This is a genomic window from Nonomuraea sp. B12E4 (genome assembly GCF_039871825.1).
Taxonomy (GTDB): Bacteria; Actinomycetota; Actinomycetes; order Streptosporangiales; family Streptosporangiaceae; genus Nonomuraea.
This window is the reverse complement of sequence record NZ_JBDPME010000026.1, coordinates 104,965-118,563: the sequence shown is the minus strand read 5'-3', so window position 1 is coordinate 118,563 and position 13,599 is coordinate 104,965. Positions and strand designations below refer to the sequence as shown.

The 13,599-nt window shown below is 72.5% G+C and carries 12 protein-coding genes; 7 read left to right on the top strand and 5 right to left on the bottom strand.

Translation table 11 applies throughout. The features are described from left to right. Positions 1–4: 4 nt before the first annotated feature. On the bottom strand, positions 5–1,372 hold the full coding sequence (locus ABGB18_RS39040) for a hypothetical protein (RefSeq protein ID WP_347700713.1): 1,368 nt from the start codon (positions 1,370–1,372) through the stop codon (positions 5–7). Positions 1,373–1,861: 489 nt separating this feature from the next. Between ABGB18_RS39040 and ABGB18_RS39035 the strand changes: the two genes are divergently transcribed. Together ABGB18_RS39035 and ABGB18_RS39030 are read left to right on the top strand one after the other, a co-directional pair. Then, positions 1,862–2,068, top strand: coding sequence for a hypothetical protein (locus tag ABGB18_RS39035; RefSeq protein ID WP_347700712.1), 207 nt, complete (start codon positions 1,862–1,864; stop codon positions 2,066–2,068). Then, on the top strand, positions 2,068–2,433 hold the full coding sequence (locus ABGB18_RS39030) for a GntR family transcriptional regulator (protein ID WP_347700711.1): 366 nt from the start codon (positions 2,068–2,070) through the stop codon (positions 2,431–2,433). The genes ABGB18_RS39035 and ABGB18_RS39030 overlap by 1 nt, the downstream gene beginning before the upstream one ends. A 97-nt stretch (positions 2,434–2,530) precedes the next feature. Here the strand turns inward: ABGB18_RS39030 and ABGB18_RS39025 are convergent, their stop codons facing one another. Beyond that, the gene (locus tag ABGB18_RS39025) at positions 2,531–3,112 is read right to left on the bottom strand and encodes a helix-turn-helix domain-containing protein (protein WP_347700710.1); all 582 of its coding nucleotides are present in this window, start codon (positions 3,110–3,112) and stop codon (positions 2,531–2,533) included. A gap of 172 nt (positions 3,113–3,284) precedes the next feature. On the opposite strand from ABGB18_RS39025, the gene ABGB18_RS39020 reads away from it, so the two are divergent. From ABGB18_RS39020 to ABGB18_RS39005, 4 genes are all read left to right on the top strand, one after another. Next, a complete protein-coding gene (locus tag ABGB18_RS39020; protein WP_347700709.1) occupies positions 3,285–4,016 on the top strand; it encodes an SDR family oxidoreductase in 732 nt (243 codons plus the stop codon). 333 nt (positions 4,017–4,349) lie between these two features. After that, positions 4,350–8,213, top strand: coding sequence for a Pls/PosA family non-ribosomal peptide synthetase (locus tag ABGB18_RS39015; RefSeq protein WP_347700708.1), 3,864 nt, complete (start codon positions 4,350–4,352; stop codon positions 8,211–8,213). Next, the gene (locus ABGB18_RS39010) at positions 8,210–9,496 is read left to right on the top strand and encodes a M1 family metallopeptidase (protein ID WP_347700707.1); all 1,287 of its coding nucleotides are present in this window, start codon (positions 8,210–8,212) and stop codon (positions 9,494–9,496) included. The genes ABGB18_RS39015 and ABGB18_RS39010 overlap by 4 nt, the downstream gene beginning before the upstream one ends. Before the next feature lie 250 nt (positions 9,497–9,746). Next, positions 9,747–10,913 (top strand): erythromycin esterase family protein, encoded by a 1,167-nt coding sequence (locus tag ABGB18_RS39005; protein WP_347700706.1) that lies wholly within the window; start codon positions 9,747–9,749, stop codon positions 10,911–10,913. A 67-nt stretch (positions 10,914–10,980) separates the two neighbouring features. Here ABGB18_RS39005 and ABGB18_RS39000 read toward each other — a convergent pair whose 3' ends face one another. Beyond that, positions 10,981–11,328 carry a M23 family metallopeptidase gene (locus ABGB18_RS39000; RefSeq protein WP_347700705.1) on the bottom strand — a complete coding sequence of 116 codons (348 nt, stop codon included), beginning with the start codon at positions 11,326–11,328 and terminating at the stop codon, positions 10,981–10,983. 106 nt (positions 11,329–11,434) lie between these two features. Here ABGB18_RS39000 and ABGB18_RS38995 point away from each other — a divergent pair, with 106 nt between their 5' ends. Then, positions 11,435–11,914, top strand: a complete 480-nt coding sequence (locus ABGB18_RS38995) for a serine hydrolase domain-containing protein (protein WP_347700704.1) — start codon at positions 11,435–11,437, stop codon at positions 11,912–11,914. A 132-nt stretch (positions 11,915–12,046) separates the two neighbouring features. Here the strand turns inward: ABGB18_RS38995 and ABGB18_RS38990 are convergent, their stop codons facing one another. Next, positions 12,047–12,667, bottom strand: a complete 621-nt coding sequence (locus ABGB18_RS38990; protein WP_347700703.1) for a TetR family transcriptional regulator — start codon at positions 12,665–12,667, stop codon at positions 12,047–12,049. Positions 12,668–12,801: 134 nt separating this feature from the next. Further along, complete coding sequence (locus ABGB18_RS38985) at positions 12,802–13,518, bottom strand: sulfotransferase family protein (protein WP_347700702.1); 717 nt, start codon at positions 13,516–13,518, stop codon at positions 12,802–12,804. Between the last annotated feature and the right edge of the window lie 81 nt (positions 13,519–13,599).

Genomic DNA, 13,599 nt, shown 5'->3' with positions numbered 1-13,599 from the left:
CTGATCAGCGGGTGCGGCGGGGACGGCGGTCTCGCCGCGGGACCCGTGCGAGTCCGGCCAGGCCGGCGCGGTACAGCCGGTGGGCCGCTCGCCGCCGCGTGGCCGTCTCCAGTTCCTCCCGCAGGGGGCCGCCGGGCAGCGACGCGTCGGGTCCGAGCAGGTCCTCGACGACGGCCAGGGCACCGGCGATGTCGCCGTGGTCCAGGCGCGCGCGTACGTCGATGAGGCACGCCGGATCGCGGTGCGCCTGGTCGATCACCTGCAGGCAGGGCAGCGGGGTGCCGGTCAGCGCGGCCAGCAACGTCTCGCGGCGGATCTCGTCCGGATCGTGGTCCAGCGGTACGAGCACCCCGTCCACGAGACCGATCCGGTGCCGCGCGCCACGGCACTCGACCAGGCGCGCATCGGATCCGCCGGCAGGACCTGGGTGCGCGCCGGCTGCGGGACGATCCGGTACGAGCGCCGCCGCGACGAGCGGGTGCAGGCGGTCGGCCTCGATCAGCCCGGCCCGCAGCAACGCCAGGTCGGGCAGCACCCAGGTGGCCGCGTCGGGCAGGACCGGCAGCGCGCTCCGGCCACCTCGCGCGGGCGCCGCCGTGAGGTGCGGGAAACCGGCGGGGGTCTCGCCCGCCGCCGGATCCAGCACCAGCCGGCGCCGCCCGCCGAGCCGCACGGCGACCGCACCGCCGGCCCGGCCCTCCGCGCGGAGGAGTATCCCCGCCTCGGCCGCCCACCGGTCCACGGCGCAGCCGGGCTCCAGCAGCGCGTTCAGGTCAGGAGGGAGGCTGTTGCCGGGGGGCGGCCGGTCGGCGCCGGAACGTGCCCGCAGCTCACCGGTCCTGCGGGTGTCCCACAGGTGGCGGTGCAGGTCGAGGCGGAAGCGCTGGTGAGGACGGGGATGGGGGTGCGGGCCCACCCGGGAGCGCGACCCGCACCAGCCGGACCGGGCCCCGTCCCACAGGGCCAGGCTGATCCGCTGACCGGCGGCCGCCCAGGTCGGCGGAGTCCGGGCCACGAGGTGCACGGCGCGGGCGCAGCCGTGCTCCGCCGGGTCGTACCGGGCCAGGGAGATGGTCAGGCCGGACCGTAGCAGCCCGTCCGGCGCGCTTCGCGGCATGTGCCAGCGCAGCAGGTCAGGAGCCAGGTGGCGGAGATCGTCCCGGACGTGGGCCGCGAACTCCCGGCCGTGTGCGTCAGCCGCGGAGCGCAGGGATAGATCGACGTCGATGTGTGCCGCGGCACACGCTCCCGCCCAGTCGCCGGTGGCGCGGCGGGTGGTCGCTGACTCGATCATGGCAGGCGGCACGGCGAACTCGCATGCGTGCAGCCAGGACAGGAGGCGGAAATCCTCGTTCGCAGGGTGGGAGCGCATCAGCACTCACCTTTGGCGAACGGGACCCCCAATCTGCTGAAGGAGGTAGTCATCATGTTCAGCGTACAACCTCCCGCGCCTGCTGCCGAAGCGGTTCAGCGCCTTCACCGTCACCTTCCAGCGGCTCGATTCCGCCCCCGCACGGCGAGAGTCGCCTGGGACGGCCCGCACCTGAGCATCGACCAGATTTTCAATCCTGCGGTGCTGGCGGGTGCCTTCGATGCAACGCGGGCTGGTGGCCATGAGCTTTGTCTGCGGGCTGGCGATCCCGGTGACGGGGGCGGTGGCCGTGCTGGAGACGGGCGGGCTGCTGGAGGGCACGCTCTGGCCGGGGTGGCGGATGGCGGAGGTCGTCGCCGTTCTGGCGGCGGCCTGCCTGGGGTGGCTGGCGGCGGGACCGCTGCCCAGAGCGGCCGAGGTGACGGCGGCTCCGCCGTCGCAGGCTCCCGCCCTCCCGCTCGGGCCGTTCCAGCGGGTCATGTTCGTGACGTGCGCTTCGCCGAGGCAAGGCCCGGGCCCCCGCGGGAGGTGGAGGACCGGGCCGATGGGTGGCGCCTGGTCAACGGGAAAGGCCCGGTGCTCGCGCTCTCGTTGGCCGACGGCCGCTGGTTCATCTACTCCACCAAAGAGGCGGAGACCGCGGCGGCGCTGATCAACGGCTGGCTGAACAGGGAAAGAGGAGCGGAGACGGCGTAGTGCTGATCACGGTTGACTTCTCATCGGCGCAGCCGCTCGCCGACCAGGTGGCCAACTCCGTGCGCGCCGCCCTGGCCGGCGGGCAGGCCGCGCCCGGTGATCGGCTCCCCTCGGCGCGCAACGTGGCCGCCACCCTCGGCATCAACCTGCACACCGTGCTGCGCGGCTACCAGCAACTACGCGACGAGGGGCTGGTCGAGTTGCGGCGGGGGCGGACGGCCGTCATCACCGGCACGGCCGACCAGGTCCGGCTCCAACTGGCCGCGGCGGCCGAGCAGTTCGCCAGGGCGGCAGTGCACGCGGGGGCCACCGACGAGGAGGCACTCGACGCGGCCCGGCAGGCACTCCTCGGCCTGCGGGAGTGAACCCCGGAGCCCGGCATCGTCCGCGCGGACTCCACCGCCGGGGGCGGGCGTGCTTTCTCCAAGGTGAACGGCCCATTTCAGGGTGAACGGCCCCGCCTCAGGGTGATCGTTCGGCTCCGAGGCCGGTGAGCAGGCTGTCCAGGGCCGTCTTGATGCGGTCGGCGGTCGCCTCGCCGGCGCGCAGGCGGTGAGCCAGCAGGGGAGCGGCCAGCGGAGCCAGGAGGGCGTCCGCGAGGCAGAAGGCGTCGGCGCCCGGTTCGACCTGCGCGATGAGCATCACCAGGTGGCTGTGGTAGAGATCGTAGGCGCCGCCGAACCGGGCCAGCGGGGTCGCCGTCTCGGCCATGACCAGCAGGTCGAGCTGGGCCGCGGTGCGGTCGACCAGGGCGTGCAGGAACGCCCGGATCCGGGCGAGGCCGGGCGCGCCCGGTCCCAGCGGCGGCGGCCCTTCGATGAACGCCGCCTGGAACTGCCGCTCCCGCTCGTCGATCAGCGCGTACGCCAGCCCGGACCGATCGCCGAAGCGGCGGTACAGCGTGCCCACGCCCACGCCGGCCGCGGTGGCCACATCCGCCATCGCGAGGGCTTCGACGCCGCGGGCCGCGACGATCTCACCGGCCGCGGCGAGGATCTTGGCCCGGTTGCGGGCGGCGTCCGCCCTTTCGGGTTTCGCGTCCACGACCACCACCTCCTTGCCGCCGGGAGGCCAGCCTAACGGAACTCAGTCCGCTTCTCCGCCGGCCACGACGCGGCGCCGGTCGGCTCCATGCGCCCGCACGCTTGACATCCGGAACTGATTCCGGTTTTGATAGCGGAATCAGTTCCGATTGTTCGCTGGATGGAGGATGCGCATGGCACGCAGGGTCGCTCTCGTCACGGGAGGCAGCCGTGGGATCGGAGCCGCGATCGCCAGACGACTGGCGGGCGACGGCATGGACGTGGGGATCACGTACGAGCACGCCGGTCACCGGGCCGCCGAGACCGTCGCGGCCGTCAACGCCGCAGGCGCGCGCGGTACGGCGGTCGCCGCCCCGGCAACCGACCCTGCCGCGCTGGTCGGCGCCGTCGACCACGTCGTCGCCACGCTGGGGCGGCTGGACGTCCTGGTGAACAACGCCGGCATCGCCTTCTACGGGCCGCTGGAGGTCGTGACGCTGGAAGACCTCGACCGGACGCTCGCCGTGCACGTACGCGCGTGTTTCGTGCTCGCCCAGGCCGCCGTCCGGCACATGGGGGAGGGCGGCAGGGTGATCAACATCGGCAGCAGCCTGGCCGAGCGGGTCCCCTACCCGGGCTGGACGTTGTACGCGATGAGCAAGTCGGCGCTGAGCGGCCTCACCCGAGGACTCGCCCGCGACCTCGGCCCCCGGGGCATCACGGCCAATCTCGTCCACCCCGGCTCGACCGACACCGAGATGAACCCCGCGAACGGGCCGGACGCCGAGGAGGAGCGCCGGTACACGGCCCTGAACCGCTACTGCACTCCTGACGACATCGCCGCCACGGTGGCCCACCTCGCCGGCGAGGGAGGCCGCAACATCACCGGCGCGTCCATCACCGTCGACGCCGGCGCGACCGCGTAACCGCCATGGCCTGGCTGCTGCTCATCGGGGCTGCTCCCCTGGAGATCGTCTGGGCCACGGCGAGGGACTTGCCCCAAGTGGCACGAACAATCTCCTCTGTGGGTCCTGTGATCCTTGCGGTGAGCCGGACGGTCCCCTGGCATCGTGGTGGCGGGGAAGCCGTGGGTGCGCGTCGGGGACATGACCGGTGGATCGCGGTGGAGGCGGGCGGAATAGTATCGGCCGCGGCGGCCGTTGGGCACGGGGTGGCGCGAACGCCACGACGGTGACGGATGATTCCTGCTGCGGCACAAGCCCGCAGGGGCACCGCCCGCTTGGACCAAGGAGCAGCCTTTGCGTAGCGATTCGGCCGATTTACTCCCCAAGACGGAGTCCGCGATCTACCCCGCGGGCCCGCTGGCGCCGCCACCTCGCACGTTGCTCGACATCCTGGACGAGACGGCGCGCCTGCACCCGGCGGCGCCCGCGCTGGATGACGGCACCGTGTGCCTCGACTACCGCTCGTTGCGGGTCGAGATCGACCGGGTCGCCGCCGAGCTCACGCGGGCGGGGATCGGCCGCGGGGCCCGGGTGGGCGTGCGCGTGCCGTCGGGGACCGCCGAGTTGTACGTCTCCATCCTCGCCGTGCTCGCGGCCGGGGCCGCGTACGTGCCGGTCGACGCCGACGACCCGGACGAGCGGGCCGAGCTGGTCTTCGCCGAAGCAGCGGTGGACGCCGTCATCACCGACAAGCTGACCGTCCGCGACGGCAGGGCGACCGGCGGCACGGAGGAGGAGACCGCCACGCCGCCCACGCCGGACGACGACGCGTGGATCATCTTCACGTCCGGGTCCACCGGCAGGCCGAAGGGCGTCGCGGTGACGCACCGGTCGGCGGCCGCGTTCGCCGACGCCGAAGCGAGGCTCTTCCTGGGGGACCGTCCGCTGGGCCCCGGCGACCGGGTGCTGGCCGGGCTCTCCGTGGCCTTCGACGCCTCGTGCGAGGAGATGTGGCTGGCCTGGCGGCACGGTGCCTGCCTGGTGCCCGCGCCCCGCGCGCTGGTGCGTACCGGGATGGACCTGGGGCCCTGGCTGGCCGCCCAGCGGGTCACAGCGGTCTCGACCGTACCGACGCTGGCCGCGCTCTGGCCCGTGGAGCACCTCGACGGTGTCCGGCTGCTCATCTTCGGCGGCGAGGCGTGCCCGCCCGAGCTGGCCCGGAGGCTGGCCGTGCCGGGGCGGGAGGTGTGGAACACCTACGGTCCCACCGAGGCGACGGTCGTGGCGTCGGCGGCGCGCCTGACGGGCGAGGAGCCCGTACGCATCGGGCTGCCCCTCGACGGATGGGACCTGGCGGTGATCGGCGCATCGGGCGAGCCGGTGGCCATGGGGGAGACCGGCGAGCTGGTCATCGGGGGTGTGGGCCTGGCCCGCTACCTGGACCCGGTGAAGGACGCCGAGAAGTACGCGCCGCTGCCGTCGCTCGGCTGGGAACGCGCCTACCGCAGCGGCGACCTGGTACGGGCCGACCCCGAGGGCCTCATCTTCGCCGGCCGCGCCGACGACCAGGTGAAGCTCGGCGGGCGCCGGATCGAGCTGGGCGAGGTGGACGCCGCGCTGCAGGCGCTGCCCGGCGTCACCGGCGCGGCCGCCGCCGTCCGTACCACGGGCGGCGGGCACCAGGTGCTCGTCGGCTACGTCGTCACCGGACCCGGATTCGACACCGGCGAGGCGCGCGAACTGCTCGCCGACTCCCTGCCCGCCGCCCTGGTACCCCGCCTGACGCCGGTCGACTCGCTCCCGACCAGGACGTCCGGCAAGATCGACCGGGCCGCCCTGCCCTGGCCGCCGGCCGAGCCCGCCGTGTCCACAACGCTGTCCGACGTGACCCCGGCCGAGGCGCTGCTGGCCGAGAGGTGGAGCGCCATCCTCGGCGTGGCACCGGACGGCCCCGGCGCGAACTTCTTCAAGGACGGCGGCGGCAGCCTGGCCGCGGCCCGGCTGGTGTCCGTGCTGCGCCCCGACTACCCGGACGTGGCGGTCGGCGATGTGTACGCGCAGCCGACGTTCGCCGGGCTGGCGGGACTCCTGGCCGCCAGGGCCGAGCCCGAGCCCGCCCGGCCTCCCATGACACCGATGCCCCGGCGGGCCGCGCTGGCCCAGTCGCTGCTCGTGCCGCCGCTGCTCACTGTCGGCGCGATGCGCTGGATCGTGCTGCTGGCCGCGCTCGGCAACCTGCTCGCACCGCCATGGGCGCCCGCTCTGTCCTGGTGGTGGGTGGCACTGGGCGGGCTGATCTTCGTCACCCCGATGGGGCGGATGGGGCTCTCGGCGGCGGTCGCCCGCCTGCTGCTGCGCGGCGTGCGGCCGGGCAGCCACCCGCGCGGCGGCGGCGTCCACCTGAGACTGTGGTTCGCCGAGCAGTTCGCGGCCAGGCTCGGCGTTCCCGACCTGGCCGGCGCGCCCTGGATGGTGTGGTACGCCCGCCTGCTCGGCGCCCAGGTGGGCGCGAACGCCGATCTGCACTCGCCCCCGCCCGTCACGGGCCTGCTCAAACTGGGCCGAGGCGCCTCGGTCGAGCAGGAGGTGGACCTGGGCGGCCACTGGTTCGACGGTGACCGCCTGCACATCGGCGAGATCCGGATCGGCCCCGGCGCCACCGTGGGCTCCCGCTCGACGCTGCTGCTGGGGGCGCGCATCGGGAAGAACGCCCAGATCGCCCCGGGATCGGCGGTCACCGGAACCGTGCCCGCGGGGACGTTCTGGGCCGGCGCGCCGGCGCTCCGGCAGGGCAAGTCACGCAGGACACGCCCCCCGGAGCGGGCCGCCCGCTCCCGGTTCTGGGCGGCCACGTACGGCGTGAGCGCCATCCTGCTCAGCACGCTCCCGGCGGTCGCCGCCGGGGCCGGGCTGGCGGTCCTGGCCGGGTTCACCCGGGACGCCCGCACGGTCGGTGAGGCACTCGTCGCCGCGCTGCCCGGGGTGCCGCTCGCGACGATCGCCGGCATGGCCGCGTTCGCCCTGGTCACACTGATCATAGTGCGGCTGCTGGGCCTGGGCCTGCACCCCGGGCACCACCCGGTGCACAGCCGCCAGGCCTGGCAGGCGTGGGCGACGGGCCGGCTGATGGCCTCGGCCCGCGTCTGGCTGTTCCCGTTGTACGCCAGCGTCCTGACCCCCGTATGGCTGCGGGCGCTCGGCATGAAGGTAGGCCGAGGCGCCGAGTTGTCCACGGTGCTCGCGCTGCCCACGATGACGACGGTCGGCGACGGTGCCTTCCTCGCCGACGACACGATGGTCGCCCCCTACGAGCTCGACGGCGGCTGGATGCGCATCGCGTCCGCGCGGATCGGCAAACGCGCCTTCCTCGGCAACTCCGGGATGACCGCGCCCGGCCGCAAGGTGCCCAAGGACGGCCTGGTGGGGGTGCTGTCGGCGACGCCGAAGAAGGCCAAGTCCGGCTCGTCGTACGTGGGCATGCCGCCCATGAAGCTGCGCCGTACCGCGGAGGAGGGCGACCCGAGCCGCACCTACGACCCGCCGGCCCGGTACAAGGTGGCCCGGGCGCTCGTCGAGGCGTTCCGGGTGGTGCCCGCGATGTGCGCGGTCGCGCTGGCGCTCCTGGTCGCCGCCGCGTTCGAAACGCTCGCGGTCCGGTACGGCTTCGCCGTGGCGGCCGCGCTGGGAGGTCTGGTCATGCTGGCCGCGGGTGTGGTCGCGGCGGCGGTCACGACAGCCGCCAAGTGGGCCCTGGTCGGCCGGATCGGAGCCGGTAGCCGCCCCTTGTGGAGCTCGTTCGTGTGGCGCAACGAGCTGGCGGACAACTTCGTCGAGATGCTGGCGGCGCCCTGGTTCGCGCGGCCGTGGCTCGGGACGGCGGGCCTGAACGTATGGCTGCGTTCGCTCGGGGCACGCATTGGTCATGGGGTCACGTGTGACACGTACTGGCTGCCCGAGGCGGATCTGGTGACACTCGGCGACGGCGCGTGCGTCAACCGGGGCTGCGTCCTGCAGACCCACCTCTTCCACGACCGCGTCATGAGCATGGACACCGTGACGCTCGACGACGGCGCGACGCTGGGCCCGCACGGCGTGGTGCTGCCGGCCGCGCGGGTCGGGACCGACACCACGATCGGTCCCGCGTCGCTGGTCATGCGCGGCGAGAGCGTGCCCGGCCACAGCCGGTGGTTCGGCAACCCCATCTCGGCCTGGCGATGACCCCATACTTCCCCGGGCACGGCGACCACCGGTACGGCGTCTCCCACTACGACCTGAGGCTGGGCTACCGGGTCCAGGCCAACCGGCTGGACGGCACGGCCCGGCTGACGGTGTCCGCCGCCGAACCTCTCGGGGTACTCGGCCTCGACCTCGGCAGATTCCGGGTCTCGAGCGTCACCGTGGACGGCGTGCCCGCCCGGCACGCGCACGGCCAGGGCAAGCTGCGGGTGACCCTGCCCAGGCCGCTGCCCGCGGGAGGGCGGGCCGCGGTCGAGGTGCGATACTCGGGCACCCCCCTGCCGGTGCCGAGCCCGTGGGGCGGCCTGGGCTGGGAGGAGCTGACCGACGGCGCGCTCGTGGCCGGCCAGCCGATCGGCGCGCCCTCCTGGTTCCCGTGCAACGACCGGCCCGGTGACAAGGCGACCTACCGGATCTCCGTGACCGCCGCGTCGCCGTACCGGGTGATCGCGAACGGCGTGCTCGTGGCCAGGCGCCGCGCGGCGGGGAGCACGACGTGGATCTACGACCAGGCCGAGCCGATGGCGAGTTACCTGGCGAGCGTGCAGATCGGGCGCTACCGCCTCGCCGAGATCGCCGGGATCGAGGTGGCCCACCCGGCGCGGCTGGCCACGCGCGTGCGGCACGACTTCGGCCGGCAGGGCGAGATGATGAAGCTGTTCACCCACCTGTTCGGGAGCTATCCGTTCACCGGCTACACCGTCGTGGTGGCCGACGACGACCTGGACATCCCGGTCGAGGCCCAGGGCATGTCGATCTTCGGCCGGAACCATGTGGACGGCGTGCGCGGGTTCGAACGCCTGGTCGCGCACGAGCTGGCGCACCAGTGGTTCGGCAACAGCCTCACCGTGGGCTGCTGGCGCGACATCTGGTTGCAGGAGGGCTTCGCCGCCTACGCCGAGTGGCTCTGGTCGGAGTCGTCGGGCGGCCCGTCCGCCGGCGAGCACGCCGAGCGCTGGCACCGCCGGCTGGCGCTGCTGCCACAGGACTTCGTGCTGGCCGACCCCGGTCCGGCGGCGTTGTTCGACGACCGCGTCTACAAGCGGGGCGCGCTGACCCTGCACGCGCTGCGCCGGGCCGTGGGCGACGAGGCGTTCTTCCCCGCGCTGCGGGCCTGGACGGCCGAGCACCGGCACGGGAGCGTCACGACCGCGCAGTTCGCGGGGCACGTCCAGCGGCACACCTCGCGCCCGGTCGGGCCGCTGCTGTCCGCCTGGTTGCACAGCAAGCCGATGCCCCGGCTGACCGCGCCTCCGGATCTCTGACGCCGGCCGGCCGCCGACCAGGTCGCGCTCCACGGCCTGGATCATCTCGACGAGGCGATGCGCACCCTGGCGGTGCTCACGCCCCCCAGCACCGGCGAGTTCGCCATGCGCCCGGTTCGGCGTCACCATCGCGGCGCCCGCTTCCGGCGCCCTGGTGTCGCACTCCACGATGCATTGAAGGTTCAGCGCGAGCAGCGCACGGATTTGCCGGAAAAGTCTACACCGAGGGTTCAACGATACCGTTGAAGGCATGGACATCAAGGACATGGCCCGGCCGCTCGATGGCGCCGCCGTCTCGGCGTTCCTCCGGTCGCTTCCGCGCGAGCCCCTGCTGCTCGGCCTGGGCGAGGCCAGGCACTTCGTGGGGGAGCTGGGCGAGTCGCGCAACGAGATCTTCCGGCATCTGGTCGAGCACGAGGGCTACCGGTCGTTCGCCATCGAGAGCGACTGCCTCATGGGCCTCGTGGTGGACGACTACCTCACGACGGGCGCGGGCACGCTCGACGACGTCATGGAACGCGGCTTCAGCCACGGCTTCGGTGCCTTGCCGGCCAACCGCGACCTCGTACGCTGGATGCGGGCGTACAACGAAAAGCATGACGACAAGCTCCGGTTCTTCGGGTTCGACGGCCCGATGGAGTACTGGGCGGAGAGCCCGCGCCAGGCGCTCACCGCCCTCCACGCCCTCCTCGACGGCCCCCTCCCCGGCACAGTGGTGACCGAGGAGACCCTCGACGCGCTGCTGGGCCCGGACGACCGGTGGTCGAACGAGGCCACGGCCAGGGATCCGTCCCTGTCGATCGGCCAGTCCGCCGACGCCCGGCGGCTGCGGCTGATCGCCGACGACCTGGTGGCGCTGCTCGACACGCAGGCGCCGCGGCTGAGCGCGGAGGACAGGGAGCGGGCGGCCCTGTACGGGCGCACCGCCACCGGCCTGCTCCGCTACCACTACTGGCTGGCCGACACGTCCCCGGCACGGTGGACCCGGCTGTCGGCCCTGCGGGACGCGATGATGGCCGCCAACCTGCGTGCCGTCGCCGGGCACGGCCCTGCCCTGATCTTCGCCCACAACCTCCACCTGCAGCGGAACCAGAGCCTCATGCCGTTCGGCGACCAGCAGCTCGAGTGGTGGAGCGCGGGGGCGATCACCGGGACGCACCTGGGCGACCAGTACGCCTTCCTGGCCTCGGCTCTCGGCACGACCGGCGACGACACCCCGCCCCCGGACACCGTCGAGGGCATCCTGTCCACGCTCCCGTGGGACCACTCGCTCGTCGACGCCCGCCGCCTGGCCGGGGCCGTCACGAAGCCCGTCCCGCGCACCTCCCACGATTTCGCCTATTTCCCGCTGGACCCGGCCCGGCTCGACATGATCGACGGCATCGTCTTCCTCAAGCAGGCCGTCCGGCTGGGGTGACAGGCGTGCCGGTGACCCGCGCGGCCTGGTGGGCACGGCGCGCGGTGCCCACCAGGCCAGGCTGAGATCAGCAGTCCGGGAGGTCGACGCCGCTGTTGTCCCTGGCCACGTCATTGCCCCAGCGGGACAGGTAGCAGGCCGACACGTACTGGTTCTGCCACGGGTTGCCCTCGTCGAGATCCGTCTTCAGCCACCAGTGGTTGAAGGCGCTTCCGACCTGCACGATCGGACCCCAGACCCGGCAGTACACGTATTGGTCGCCGCGTAGAGCGTGCCGGTGCGGGTTCCTCCCGGCGGTCCTGCCGACATAGCCGATGAGCTGCCCCGTGGTGACGCTCGCGCCGACGCCGACCGATCGGGACTGCAGGTGGATGTGCGTGGTGAACCAGCCACTGCCGTGGTTGATCTGGATCATGTTTCCGGGCGCGGAAACAAGAAGGAAACCTCGCCGGCCCTAGACAAGGGAGCACCACCACAAGGCGCTGAGCTGTGCCGGCGCCCCCAGCGAAGGGACCGTCATTGTGAATCGTGCGAAAGCGGTCGGTCTGGCCGGGCTGGCCTGCGTGATGCTGACGATGGGCGTAACAGGCCCTGCCACGGCCGCCCCCGGTGCGGACCGGCCCCGGTTCGGGGACGTACAGGAAGCGCTCACCGAACTGGCCGCGAGCTCGGAGGTGGTGGGCGCCATCGGCGCGCTCTACGTCGACGGCAGGAGGGTCGACAAGGGCACTGCCGGTTCCCGGCTGCTGAACGGCGAGGGCGGGAAGATCCCCGCCGACGCCGGCTACCGCGTCGGCTCCCAGACCAAGCAGATGGTGGCCATCGTGCTGCTGCAGCTCATCGGAGAGAACAAGCTCGGCATAGACGACAAGCTCAGCGACCTCCTGCCGGAGGTGGCCGAACAGGACCTGGTGGAGCGCGCGGACGACATCACCGTCCGGCATCGTGGTCTCGCCCAGGGCGGGCAAGCCCTGGCGGGAGAAGCTGAATACCGGCGGTGAACGGCGTCGGTGAGCCGTGTGCCGGAGAACGGCATGCACGGTTCGATGCTGGGTTCCAGTATGGGACCCCGGATCTTACCGGTACCCCCAGATCGCGGTTCTCTTTCGAGGCGAAGACATCTTCCTGTTCGGCTACGCGCGATCCGAGCCGGCGTCGAGGAGGGCGCGGACGAGGGGTGCGGCCAGGCGCAGCACGTCCTCCACGTCGGCCTCGGCCAGGTCGGGCATGCGCAGCAGGTTGCGATGCACGGTGATGCCGAACATCACCGCGCCCGCGAGTGCCGCCCGCAGCCTGGCGTCGGGGCCCTCCACTCCGGCCGCGATCTGGTCGATCGCCTGCCGGGTGATGTGCTCGCGCATCATCCGCGCGGCGTCCTCGCTGGTCAGGCTGGTGCGCATGAGCACGACCATGGGGCTGTCGGGGATGGCCCACCGTTCGAGCATGGCGCGCAGGAAGTTCTCCGCCGTGCGGCCCACGTCGTCGGTGCGCAGGGCGTCCAAGTCGATGTAGAAGTAGAGCGCCTCGCGGAAGAGTTGCTGTTTGGTGCCGAAATACTGGATCACCGATGATTTGTCCACGCCCGCCTCGGCGGCGATGGCGCGGATGGTGGCCCGCTCGAAGCCGACCTCGGCGAAGGTGCGGCGGGCGGCGTCGAGGATCCGGCGCCGCGTGCGCTGGCCCTTGCTGTCAGCGCCCGCGTGCTCCGGCTCCGTGCCCTTGGGGGCCGCGCTCTCGGGACTTGGCCTTTTCATGCCCGGCTCGCCCTCGCCCCCGCCCTCGGTTTCGGCCGAGGGCGAGCCGGGGAGCGATCGGCGAGTGGCACCGTCGATCACCTCTTCCTGTTCGGTCTCCGATCGTAGCCGTCCCGGCTGGAAGAGGTCATGGCTCAGCTTTTCGAGAACGGCGAGTCGATCGTGCCCGAGGCCACCAGCCCTTCGAGCATGCGTTTCATCGAATCCGAGTCGTTGAGGTGCGGGAACGGCTCGTCCGCCGGCACCGGCACGCCGAGGAACGCGCAGAGCGGCTCCCACCCCTCACGCACATCGAGCACCAGCAGCCGCTCGGGCGGCAGGCTCTCCTTGACGGTGGCCACGTGCCGCTCGAACGCCTCGACGGCGCGGTTCTCGTCCAGGAGACCGCCGTCGCCGAAACGGAAGTTGTCGCCGAAAGCATCCCTTCCGAGCCGATCCATGACAGGCCGCATCCTCATCATCGAGCTGAAGATCTCAACAGCCTTGGGGGGCAGGTTCTCCGGCAGGGCCGCGCTGGCCCGGCCGGGGCCGTTGGCCATGAGGTTCTGCATGCTGACGTACCACTTGCGCGGGTCGCGGACGGTCAGAATGACCTTGGCGTCCGGGAACGCCTCCGCCTGTTCGCGCCAGAAGCCGCTGGCGGGCCAGTCCTGGGCCGACTGGTAGCCGTCGAACACCTTCTCCCAGTCGACCGGCTCTCCGCTGGTCACCGGCAGCCACCGGTCGACGTGGGCGGGTTGCGTGAGGACCTCGTACATGTGGTAGCAGGGGCCGAATCCGAGCCGCTCCAGCGCGGCCTTCATCGAGCTGGTCCCGGTCCGCGGGTAGCCCGCGCCGATCACCTTCAGCATTTTTCATGCCTCCCGTCGGATGGACGCGCGATTCGTGTGTATCGCGCGCCTCATGCCGAGAGTAGGAGAAGGATAAGTAAA

What these genes read in the sequence shown, in the direction of transcription:
- ABGB18_RS38985 (WP_347700702.1), bottom strand. Translation starts at nt 13,518, where the DNA reads ATGCTGAAGGTGATCGGCGCGGGCTACCCGCGGACCGGGACCAGCTCG.
- ABGB18_RS39005 (WP_347700706.1), top strand. Translation starts at nt 9,747, where the DNA reads ATGGACATCAAGGACATGGCCCGGCCGCTCGATGGCGCCGCCGTCTCG.
- ABGB18_RS39040 (WP_347700713.1), bottom strand. Translation starts at nt 1,372, where the DNA reads ATGCGCTCCCACCCTGCGAACGAGGATTTCCGCCTCCTGTCCTGGCTG.
- ABGB18_RS39000 (WP_347700705.1), bottom strand. Translation starts at nt 11,328, where the DNA reads ATGATCCAGATCAACCACGGCAGTGGCTGGTTCACCACGCACATCCAC.
- ABGB18_RS39020 (WP_347700709.1), top strand. Translation starts at nt 3,285, where the DNA reads ATGGCACGCAGGGTCGCTCTCGTCACGGGAGGCAGCCGTGGGATCGGA.
- ABGB18_RS38990 (WP_347700703.1), bottom strand. Translation starts at nt 12,667, where the DNA reads ATGAAAAGGCCAAGTCCCGAGAGCGCGGCCCCCAAGGGCACGGAGCCG.
- ABGB18_RS39010 (WP_347700707.1), top strand. Translation starts at nt 8,210, where the DNA reads ATGACCCCATACTTCCCCGGGCACGGCGACCACCGGTACGGCGTCTCC.